General features: G+C 61.1%; 8 protein-coding genes. 6 read left to right on the top strand and 2 right to left on the bottom strand.

Features of this window, described 5'->3' with window-relative positions; genetic code table 11:
- Positions 1–24 precede the first annotated feature (24 nt).
- The 5 genes from OEZ49_RS22610 to OEZ49_RS22590 all read left to right on the top strand — a co-directional run bounded on the left by OEZ49_RS22610 (position 25) and on the right by OEZ49_RS22590 (position 5,406).
- Positions 25–300, top strand: coding sequence for a Rid family hydrolase (locus OEZ49_RS22610; protein WP_317853197.1), 276 nt, complete (start codon positions 25–27; stop codon positions 298–300).
- A 62-nt stretch (positions 301–362) separates the two neighbouring features.
- Positions 363–1,616 carry a sarcosine oxidase subunit beta family protein gene (locus OEZ49_RS22605; RefSeq protein ID WP_263390408.1) on the top strand — a complete coding sequence of 418 codons (1,254 nt, stop codon included), beginning with the start codon at positions 363–365 and terminating at the stop codon, positions 1,614–1,616.
- A 40-nt stretch (positions 1,617–1,656) separates the two neighbouring features.
- Positions 1,657–1,929, top strand: coding sequence for a sarcosine oxidase subunit delta (locus OEZ49_RS22600; RefSeq protein ID WP_263390407.1), 273 nt, complete (start codon positions 1,657–1,659; stop codon positions 1,927–1,929).
- A complete protein-coding gene (locus OEZ49_RS22595; RefSeq protein ID WP_263390406.1) occupies positions 1,926–4,856 on the top strand; it encodes a sarcosine oxidase subunit alpha family protein in 2,931 nt (976 codons plus the stop codon). Before OEZ49_RS22600 ends, OEZ49_RS22595 begins: the two co-directional genes overlap by 4 nt.
- On the top strand, positions 4,849–5,406 hold the full coding sequence (locus OEZ49_RS22590) for a sarcosine oxidase subunit gamma (RefSeq protein WP_263390405.1): 558 nt from the start codon (positions 4,849–4,851) through the stop codon (positions 5,404–5,406). The genes OEZ49_RS22595 and OEZ49_RS22590 overlap by 8 nt, the downstream gene beginning before the upstream one ends.
- Positions 5,407–5,523: 117 nt before the next feature.
- Here the strand turns inward: OEZ49_RS22590 and OEZ49_RS22585 are convergent, their stop codons facing one another.
- Together OEZ49_RS22585 and dddP are read right to left on the bottom strand one after the other, a co-directional pair.
- Complete coding sequence (locus OEZ49_RS22585) at positions 5,524–7,947, bottom strand: FAD-dependent oxidoreductase (RefSeq protein WP_263390404.1); 2,424 nt, start codon at positions 7,945–7,947, stop codon at positions 5,524–5,526.
- Positions 7,948–7,970: 23 nt separating this feature from the next.
- Positions 7,971–9,470 (bottom strand): dimethylsulfonioproprionate lyase DddP, encoded by a 1,500-nt coding sequence (gene dddP / locus OEZ49_RS22580; RefSeq protein ID WP_263390403.1) that lies wholly within the window; start codon positions 9,468–9,470, stop codon positions 7,971–7,973.
- Positions 9,471–10,272: 802 nt separating this feature from the next.
- Between dddP and OEZ49_RS22575 the strand changes: the two genes are divergently transcribed.
- Positions 10,273–10,506 carry a hypothetical protein gene (locus tag OEZ49_RS22575; protein WP_263390410.1) on the top strand — a complete coding sequence of 78 codons (234 nt, stop codon included), beginning with the start codon at positions 10,273–10,275 and terminating at the stop codon, positions 10,504–10,506.
- Position 10,507: the final 1 nt, after the last annotated feature.

Genomic DNA, 10,507 nt, shown 5'->3' with positions numbered 1-10,507 from the left:
ATAACCGCAGAGACATAATCAAGGCTGGGTCAAATCTCGATAAAAATACCGGGTCACTTCTCAGCAAAAATCAACAGCTTTGCCTCCATCGAGGCCGTTCTCGACAAGGCTGGGTTCGTGCTCTCGGACGTGGTGCGGGCCGTCTACTACCTGACAGCCGACGGCCTCGCGCCCGAGGTCATTCCGGTTCTGAAGGAAAAGTTCGACGCGATCCGTCCGGCGGCGACGATGGTTGTCTGCGGCCTGCCGAAACCGGGGCTGAAGGTGGAAATCGAGGTCACTGCCCTCAAATCCTCCTGATGTTTTGACATTGCGACCGCAACCGGGGCCATCCGGACGGCGCTGCTTGAAAGACGAAAACGATGAAGTTTTCTGCCTTCCGAATCCTGAAAGAAGGGCTGACGGGAAACAGGGGCTGGACACCACACTGGCGCAGCCCCGACCCGAAGCCGGCCTATGATGCGATCATCATCGGCGGCGGCGGGCATGGGCTGTCCACGGCCTATTACCTGGCCAAGAACCACGGCATCACGAATGTCGCAGTGCTGGAAAAGGGCTGGCTCGGCAGTGGCAATATCGGGCGCAACACCACGATCGTGCGAGCCAACTATTTCCTTCCCGGCAACTCGGAATTCTATTCCTATTCGCTGAAACTCTGGGAAAACCTGGAGCAGGAGCTGAACTACAACGTGATGCTGTCGCAGCGTGGTATCCTCAGCCTCTTGCATTCGGATGGGCAGTTCGACACGGCGGCGCGGCGCGGCAACTCGATGCTGATCCAGGGCGACGACGCGCGGCTGATCCGCCGGGATGAGTTGCGCGAGATGGTGCCTTTTCTCGACTACGACCAATCGCGCTTTCCGATCAAGGGTGCGCTTTTCCATCCGCGCGGGGGCACCGCGCGGCACGATGCGGTGGCCTGGGGCTATGCGCGCGGGGCGGATCGGCGTGGCGTGGACCTGATCCAGAATTGCGAGGTCACCGGTATCGACATCGAGAATGGCAAGGTGACGGGGGTTCAGACCACACGCGGCGCCATCAAGGCACCGAAGGTCGCCATCGTCGTCGCCGGCCGTTCAAGCCAGGTCGCGGCCATGGCGGGGATGCGCCTGCCGATCGAAAGCCATGTGCTTCAGGCTTTTGTGACGGAGGGACTGAAACCGATCGTCGATCATGTCATCAGCTTTGGTATGGGGCATTTCTATGTCAGCCAGTCTGATAAGGGCGGTCTGGTCTTCGGCGGCGATCTGGATTTCTACGCTTCTTACGCGCAGCGTGGCAACCTGCCCACCGTCGAGGAGGTGTTGCGGGCGGGCATGACCCTGATGCCCGCCCTGGGCAAGGCCAAGATCCTGCGCAGCTGGGGCGGCGTGATGGACATGTCGCCGGATGGCTCGCCCATCATCGACAAGGCGGAGACCGGAGGTTTGTTCCTCAATTGCGGCTGGTGCTACGGCGGGTTCAAGGCAGTGCCAGCGTCGGGCGTGGCGACGGCGCATCTCATGGCGACGGGCAATCATCATGACATGGCTGCGAAGTATCGGCTCGACCGGTTCCGGACCGGATACAGGCTGATGGATGAAGAAGCGTCAGGGTCGCAACACAACCTGCACTGACCCGGACGCGGTTCGGCAGTGCATCGAGGAAAGACAAGACATGCGTATCCCATGCCCCCTTTGCGGCGAAAGAGACCGGCGGGAGTTCTACTATCTGGGCGATGCGGTGGCCCTGGACCGGCCCGACCCGGATGCCGGCGATCGGGCCTGGAATGAGTATCTTCACAACCGGGTCAATCCAGCGGGCCGGACACGCGACCTGTGGCAGCATTCCAGCGGCTGCGGCGCCTGGCTGATCGTCGAGCGCGACACGCTGACACATGAAGTGTTCACGGCGGAACTGGCCAGGGACCGGCAAGGAGACAAGCAATGAGGCTGCCGGGAAAGGGTCTGATCGACCGCGCCGCGCCGGTGCGGTTCCGGTTCGATGGCCGCGAATTCGAGGGATATCGTGGCGACACGCTCGCCTCGGCCCTGTTGGCGAATGGCGTCAAGCTGGTCGCGCGGTCGTTCAAGTATCACCGCCCGCGCGGTGTCATGGGTGCGGGCAGCGAAGAGGCCAATGCGCTGGTAACGGTGGGAACGGGCGCTGAGACCGACCCCAATGTGCGCGCGACCGTGCAGGAGGTCTATGGCGGGCTGGAGGCGCGGTCGCAGAACCGTTGGCCGTCGCTAAACCTCGACATCCTGGCACTGAACGATCTGGCGTCACCGTTCCTGACGGCGGGGTTCTACTACAAGACCTTCATGTGGCCGCGTTCGTTCTGGGAAAAGCTCTATGAGCCGATGATCCGCCGCTCCGCCGGCCTTGGCGCGCTCAGCGGGCGGGCTGGAGAGGATCGGTACGAGGCCGCCTTTGCCTTCTGCGATGTATTGGTGATTGGCGCTGGCCCGGCGGGTCTGATGGCGGCGCTCACTGCGGCACGGGCGGGCGCGTCGGTCATTCTGTGCGACGAGGACAGCATCCTTGGTGGCAGGCTGAACGGCGAAAGGACCGAGATCGACGGCAAGCCCGGCTATGTCTGGGCTCGCGAGGTCTACGACGAGCTTGCGTCTATGGACAACGTGCGCCTGATGCGGCGGACGACCGTGATCGGCGCTTACGATCAGGGCACTTACGGCGCGTTGGAACGTGTGGGGCATCACCTGCCGGCCAATCCGGACCTGCCGCTGGAGTGCTTCTGGCGCATCGTCGCCAAACGTGCGATCCTCGCCGCCGGTGCGATCGAGCGGCCCATTGCCTTTCGCAACAACGACCGTCCGGGGATCATGACCGCCGGCGCCGTCCGCACCTATGTGAATCGTTACGGTGTAGCCCCGGGCAAGTCGGTCACGCTCTTTTGCAATAATGACGGCGCATACGATACGGTGCGCGATCTGATGGCCTCCGGGGTTGGCGTGCAGGCCATCATCGACAGCCGACAGGATGCGCCCCGCTTCGCGGGAGCTGAGGTGATACGCGGTGCAGTTGTCGGCGACACGCGCGGTCGCAAGGGGCTGCGCAGCGTCGCGGTCGAGACCGGCACAGGGCTGCGCCGGATAGAAACTGATTGTCTCGCAATGTCCGGCGGCTGGAACCCCAGCGTGCATCTGACCTGCCACCTGAACGGGCGCCCGGTCTGGAACGCGGATATCCAGGCCTTCGTGCCGAAACCAGATGCCGTTCCCGGGCTGATCGCGGCCGGTGCCTGCAACGGTGATTTCACCACGTCCGGCGCTTTGCGCGAAGGCGCGTCGGCGGCTCTCTCAAGTCTCGAGGCCATCGGGCTGAAGACGCCAGCCGTGACAGTGCCGGAAACCGACGATGCGCCCTACCGGCTTTCGCCGCTGTGGTTCGTTCCGGGCAAGGGGCGGGCGTGGCTCGATTTCCAGAACGATGTGACCGTCAAGGACGTGCGGCAGGCCGCCCGCGAGAACTTCGCATCGGTCGAGCATATGAAGCGCTACACCACGCAGGGCATGGCGCCGGATCAGGGCAAGAACAGCAATGTCGCGGCACTGGCGGTGCTGGCCGATGCCACCGGGCGCGGTATCCCCGAAACCGGCACCACGACATTCCGCCCACCCTTCGTGCCGGTCTCAATGGCTGCGATGGGCGCGGGTGGGCGTGGCAAGGGGCTTTTGCCGCAGCGGTTCACCACTTCGCACGAGGCCAGTGTCGCCGCTGGCGCACCGATGGACGAATCCGGCCTCTGGTACCGCCCGGCCTATTTCCCGCAACCCGGCGAAACCACATGGCGGCAGTCCTGTGACCGCGAAGTCGCCATGGTGCGCAGCACGGTCGGCATCTGCGATGTCTCGACCCTCGGCAAGATCGATGTGCAGGGCATGGATGCGGGCCGGTTCCTTGATTTCGTTTACAGCAACACGATGTCGACCCTGAAGCCAGGCCGCGTCCGCTATGGCCTGATGCTGCGCGAGGATGGCCATGTGATGGACGACGGCACGGCGGCCCGTCTGGCCGAGGATCATTATGTACTGACCACGACGACCGCAGCAGCGGGACAGGTCATGCGGCACCTTGAGTTCGTCCATCAGTGCCTGTGCCCGCATTTGGAAGTCAGCCTGATCTCGACCACCGAGCAATGGGCCCAGTTTTCGGTGGCCGGACCACGATCCCGCGACCTGCTGGCCGGGTTGCTGGACAAGGACCTTTCGAACGAGGCGTTTCCCTTCATGGCGTGCGGAGAGATCCTGCTTGGCGGTATGGCGGGACGTCTGTTCAGGATCTCGTTTTCCGGTGAACTGGCCTACGAGGTCGCGGTTCCTTCATGCTATGGCGAAAGCCTTTTTACAAAGTTGCTTGAAGCGGCGCGCGCCCATGGCGGCGGTCCCTACGGCATGGAGGCCCTGAACGTCCTCAGGATAGAGAAGGGGTTCATCACGCATTCCGAAATCGATGGCCGGGTCACTGCCGCCGATTGCGGGCTCGCCGGGCTGATCAGCAAGAAGAAGGATTGCATCGGCAAAGCGATGAGCGAACGCCCCGGGCTGTCCGGCGCGCATCGCATGCAGATGGTCGGGTTGCGTTCGCAGGATATGTCGCTGACGATCAACTCCGGCAGCCATATCTTCGAGCCGGCGGCGGCGCGAACCCCCGCCAATGATATCGGCTATGTCACCTCGGCCTGCTATGCGCCGACGCTGAAAGCGCAGATCGCCCTCGGCTTCGTCGTGAACGGTGCTGCGCGCCTTGGCGAAACAGTTCTGTGCGACGACCCGATCAGGGGCGAGGCAACCCGCTGTACCATCGTGGGTCCGGTACAGTTTGACCCTGAAGGAGACCGCGGCCGTGTTTGACCTGCAAAAGACACCCGCCTGCGGAAACACGCTTCCGGCCAGGTTCGGAGATTGCCGCGCGACGGAAGCGGAAGCGCGCCACATAACCTCGCTCGCGCCGCGCAATGGTCAACGACAGGCCTTGTCCGACGCGTTGCGCGAGGACTTCGGGTTCGGCCTGCCGGAGCGCGGGGCCGTGCATGCCGCAAACGGTGGTTTCGTGTGTCCGTTCGGTCATGCCCACTATCTGATGGTCAGCGACCGTTCCGTGGAACAACTTGCAAGTTTCGCGCATATGACCGACCAGTCCAGTGCCTGGGTGACGGTCGAGCTGGTCGGCACGAGTGCGACCGAGATTCTCGCACGGCTGGCGCCGGTTGACCTGAATCCGGGCGCATTTCCAGTCAACTCGATACTCCAGACCGAGGTCGCGCGTATCCACGCTATTCTTATCCGTTTCGGTCTGATGGAGTTCAGGATCATGGCGCCGCGCTCAATGGCGAAGTCACTGGCGCGAGAGGTAACTCGCGCGGCCCGCAATGTGGAAAGCCGCCGAAACGTCCATGCGTAAGAGTGCGTAGGCGCCCCAGGGCGCCGAACCTGCGTCATCCACTATGCATCAGCGCTATACGGCAGGGGCGGCCCCGGATCATCCCCGGGGCCGCCCTTTTCGTTTGCGCAGCGATTGTCACGCGCGCATGCGCGACCCTTCTGGATCAAATGGCGGATTGGTGAGCAGCCTGGCCTTGCGGTCCTTGCCGACGATCCTGATAACGTATTCGGCCGACGGGTCCATGTGCTCGGGTTTCAGGAACCCGAGCGCCAGGCTCGAATTCACCGCATAGCCATAGCCGCCCGAACTGGTATAGCCGACGAGGTTATCCCCGAGAAAGACCGGCTCTCCACCAAGTGCGTCGCCATCGCCGTCTTCCACGGAGAACTGCACATAGCTTTCACGCGGCCCCGCTTCCTTCGCGCTGATGGCGGCCTCGCGGCCAATGAACCCGTCCTTGCTGTAGCGGACAAAGCGCGCGAGTGCGGTTTCGTTGGCGAAATAGTCCGAGGTCAGTTCCAGATTCCAGGCCGCGAAACCCTTCTCCAGGCGAAGCGACATCAACGCGTGACCACCAACCAGCGTAAGACCGTGCGGTTTGCCTGCCTTCATGATCAACTCGAACACCGTGCGCTGGAACTCCATCGGCATGTAGATTTCGTAACCGCATTCACCGGTATAAGAGACGCGCACAACATAGGCATCCGGGCAAAGACCCAGTTCCATGTGCCGGCCCGACAGGAAGGGAAAATCTGCGCTGTCGAAGCTGGTTCCCGGCGCGATGGCCGCCATAATCGCCTTGCTGTTCGGGCCGGCCACGCTGAGGCCGGCGTAGCGGTTGGTGAGGTTTTCGTAAGCAACGCCGCTTTCGGGCATATGCCGGCGGAACCAGCGTTCATGGATTTTCTCCATCGAGCCTGAGCCCAGTACAAGGCAGCAGTCCTCGCTGATCCGTGTTACGGTGAAGTCACCGATCACCCGGCCATTGGGGCTCAGCATCGGGCAAAGCACCGACTTGCCGATTGTTTCGGGCACCTTGTTGGCCATGAGCTTGTCGAGATAGGCCACCGTACCGGGGCCGGAGAAGCGATGCTTGCCGTAGACAGTCAGTTCGATCAGGCCCGCGGTTTCACGCACGGCGCGGGCTTCGCGCTCGACAGCCGAAGACCAGGCGGCCCGTTCGTATGAGAACTTTGGATCACGTTCGGTTTCATTGGTCGCGTACCACTGTACGTCTTCCCAGCCACCGGAAACGCCAAACACTGCGCCAGCCTCTTTCAGCCGGTCATAGATCGCCGAAGTCTTGGCAGGTCGGGCTGCAGGGTGGATCTGATGCGGATAGGACCGGTGGGCCCGTTTCTCATACTTGTACTTTGTCAGCGCTTTCGCATAGTTCTTCCCGGCGTAGTCGCCAAAGCGTGCGACATCCCAGAAGCTGACGTCCATGCTGGGTTCGCCGTCGATTATCCACTCCGACAGAATTTTGCCAATTCCCGCCCCCTGGTTAAAGCCTGTCATCACACCATTGGCGCAGTAGTAGCCGGGCTTGCCGGGGTAGGGGCCGACCATCGGCTCCAGATCGGGCGAGAAGATCATCGGCCCGTTGATGATGTTCTTGATGCCGACCTCGCCAAGGCTGGGGATCAGGTCGACGGCTTCCAGGAAGTTGGCTTCCATCCGCTCGACAGCGTTGGGAAGCAGTTCATGGCCGAAATCCATTGGTGTGCCTTCTTCGGCCCAATGAACGCAAAGGCTCTCATAGGCGCCGATCAGCATGCCGTTGCCTTCCGGGCGGGTATAGAGGTTGGCTTCGTTATAGGCGATTAGAGCGTGTTTCCCCTCGGCCGCCGTGATCCCGGGTATTTCCTCGGTTACGAGATAGTGGTGCTCCACCGGCATGATCGGAAGCTTGATGCCCGCCAGTGCCGCAACCTCCCGGCCCCAGAGGCCTGCGGCGTTAACAATGTTGTCAGCGACGATGGTGCCCTTTTCAGTCACAACATCCCATTTGCCGTCCTCACGCTGGTTGGTCTCCAGCACTGGTGTATGGCGATGGATCGTCGCACCATAATTGCGGGCCGCTTTCGCGAAGGCATTGGTGACGCTGGCCGGGTCGCAATAGCCAGCCCAGGTTTGATGCAGGAAGCCTACCAGACCGTCGGTGTTGAGCGTCGGAGTGTACTCCTTCGCGCGCTCGGCTGATACAAATTCTGAAGGGATGCCGTAGCGCATGGCGGAATCGCGCGAAATCGACAGCGACTTGATGTCTTCCTCATCCTTGGCGACCGTGATTTCACCGACGTAGTGCAGTCCGCAATCCTGACCGCTTTCCCGCTCCAGTTCAGGGTAAAGGTCCATCGTATATTTCTGCAGAACGCAGGCGTTCCCCGGGGAGGTCAGGGTAAAGAGGTTTCCTGCGGCATGCCAGGAAGAGCCTGCCGTCAGTTCCTGACGTTCCAGCAAGACCACATTCTTCCAGCCGCGCTTGGCTAGGTGGTAAAGGATGCTACACCCCACCACACCGCCGCCGATGACGACAACTTTTGCTTTAGATTCCATTTGTTATCTCTTCTTGATTGAGGTCAGACACTTCTTGCGAGTACAGGCGGCGGAGTTTTGAGCTTGGTCGATATCTTTGTGTGCCAATGACTTGTGCACCAAGGTAATGGGCGGCGTTTGACGATGCACCGATCCGATTGGGTGCAAGATTCACTCACGCAGGCTTCATCTATCTGTGGCAACGTCGTATACGTCTCGCCCAACAGTCTCGGGTCGAAGGGATATCGCGTCAGGTTCTCGTGTCCGGTCTCGGTGATCGGCACCTGATCCTCGAGCTTGGAAGAAAAGCTGCCGCCCTCGGTCGCCACCAAGGCTTCGACGCAAAGGACCATTCCTGGTTGCACGACGCCGTCAAAGGCGCCTTCCACCCACTTGTCAGGATGATCGATGCACGGCCATTCATCGCACAGCCCCACGCCATGCATCTTGCAGCCATATTTCTGCGCTTCGAACCGTGCGTCGAGCTTGTGGCCGCAGAAGACCAGCTCTGTGAAAGACACGCAGGGTTTCGGCATCCCCATATTGGTCATTACATGCTCATGCGCTTGGCGCATCGCATATACCATCGCGTTCATAGGTTTTCCGTCGCCAACCCACCAGGTGCGCGAAATGTCGATGCAGATGCCGTAGTTGCCGATCAGGCCGGTGTCGAATGCGACAATCTCGGTATTCTGGATGATACGCTGCCTGCATTCCCGGTACCACGGATTGGTTCGGGGACCCGAGGTCAGCAGCCGGGTTTCAATCCACTCACCACCGCGCTTGATGTTTTCGCCGTGAAGGACGGCCCAGACGTCGTTCTCGCTCATATCGCCCCGCTGCACGCCCTTGCGGCAGGCCTTCTCCTTCGCGGCAACGGATTCCTCGCAGGTGTGGTGGGCACAGCGCATGGCGTGGATTTCGTCCGGATCCTTGATCGCGCGGGTCTTCTCGGTGCACTCTTCGCCGTCCTCGATCTCGAAGCCGGCGCGTTCCACGGCGCACAACCTTTGCAGCAGAATCTTGTCGACGCCCAGCGGGCGGTTGGAGCCTGCGTGTTCGCGCATGATTTCACCGATAAAGCGATTGGCCTGCTCGACACTCTTGTCGCCAGTCGAGATGTAGAACATTCCCGCCCCCGACCTGACCTCACACACCAGTCGGTTATGCTCCAACAAGAGCTTCGAGCAACTGTAGCCCCACACAACCATATGGCCGCCGGCGCAGACCAGTACCGCCCTGAACTGATTGTGGGTGTTCCATATCTGCATGTTCGTCGCGTCGGTTGCGTAGCGGATGTTCAGAGGGTCGAATAGCAGTAGGCCGCCCCAGCCGCGCCCGACGATCCCCCACGTCTTCCGCTTCAGGCGGAAATCACGCATCCGGGGCAAACTGGCCGGCGTCAGATCAGCTTCTTCCCATTCACGGTAGGCTAGCTGGCTTGGCCCGATCTCTATTCGGTCATTGTTGTTGGGGCTGCGGCCGGGCAACTGCGCCCCCTTCGTCGGATCCATCTTGCGCAGTTGAGAAAAGCGCGTGGACATTAGAGCTCCAAGTGGTCACAGAGGTCTGGGGCGTAAGGGCCGCACGGCGCACATCCTTTTACGATGATCAGGAGGCTCACAACCGTTCGCGTGGCGATGGAGTTCATTTCATTCCTCAATGGGTCATCCGCCCGACACGTGCATGAAGCCTCCGCCACGGCCACCCTTTGCTCACCCCCATTCATGGTTGACCAGCAGCGGCTGCTTTTGGGAGGCAGGGCAGCGGATCGTGTTCGTTTTTATCAGTCGGAATACCCTTGTTTGTTAAATGATACCTAGTGTTGGTATCCTCAAGAATTTGGGATTTCCGCCGTCCTTAGCAAACAACAAATTTTCATAACTCATGATGTCTGTCTATGAAACGCCAGCGCCGAGATTCTACTCGACTACGTGCCCGGGAGATGTCGGGATCTGGGTGATGGCTCTGCCGGGGGCATTTCAGCGAGAAGCGAAACAGATGCGGGGATCGAACTTCCGGGTGAGGCGCTCAGCGAGGTAGCGTTCCAGGGGACACCGAAGCCAGCCATCGGGGATGGGTTGCGGCATGTGACCAGGTACCGGGAGGTTTTCAGTTTCGCGGTCGATAGAGAAGCACAGAAACAACCGGTCGCCGTCGTGGGGTTCTGCCCCCTCGGGCATCAGACATGGGGTAATCGCGGGTCGAGGCACACTAACGCCGGGTGAGACCGGGAGAGTGGCTGATCTCCGATAAGACGAAAATACGGGCTCTTGCCTTGACGCCGGTTCCAAACATCCGGAGGAGAGCAGCCCTGAAGATAAATATTTCGGTCTGGACGTTTCGATGAAAGAGACCGCAGTGTCGATCCGATGCGACGGGCAGCGCATCTGGCGAGGAAAATGCGCCTCGGACCCGGCGGTGATTTGCGACCCCGAAATGCCCGCCAAGGCCGGGGCAGGGCAGCTGGAGGACATTCGCGCCTGCATCGGCTGCAACCAGGCCTGGCTCTGTTGCACAAATCGGCTGATAGTCGAGGCTCCGCTTTCCCCGGACAGAGTCATCCCACGGGTTTCGTGAT

Source organism: Ruegeria marisflavi (assembly GCF_025673445.1).
GTDB lineage: Bacteria > Pseudomonadota > Alphaproteobacteria > Rhodobacterales > Rhodobacteraceae > Ruegeria_B > Ruegeria_B marisflavi.
This window is presented reverse-complemented; position numbering and strand designations above follow the sequence as displayed.

Excerpts from the sequence above, each read along its gene's own strand:
- OEZ49_RS22605 (WP_263390408.1), top strand. The coding sequence starts at position 363 with ATGAAGTTTTCTGCCTTCCGAATCCTGAAAGAAGGGCTGACGGGAAAC.
- OEZ49_RS22600 (WP_263390407.1), top strand. The coding sequence starts at position 1,657 with ATGCGTATCCCATGCCCCCTTTGCGGCGAAAGAGACCGGCGGGAGTTC.
- OEZ49_RS22595 (WP_263390406.1), top strand. The coding sequence starts at position 1,926 with ATGAGGCTGCCGGGAAAGGGTCTGATCGACCGCGCCGCGCCGGTGCGG.
- OEZ49_RS22585 (WP_263390404.1), bottom strand. The coding sequence starts at position 7,947 with ATGGAATCTAAAGCAAAAGTTGTCGTCATCGGCGGCGGTGTGGTGGGG.
- dddP (WP_263390403.1), bottom strand. The coding sequence starts at position 9,470 with ATGTCCACGCGCTTTTCTCAACTGCGCAAGATGGATCCGACGAAGGGG.
- OEZ49_RS22575 (WP_263390410.1), top strand. The coding sequence starts at position 10,273 with ATGAAAGAGACCGCAGTGTCGATCCGATGCGACGGGCAGCGCATCTGG.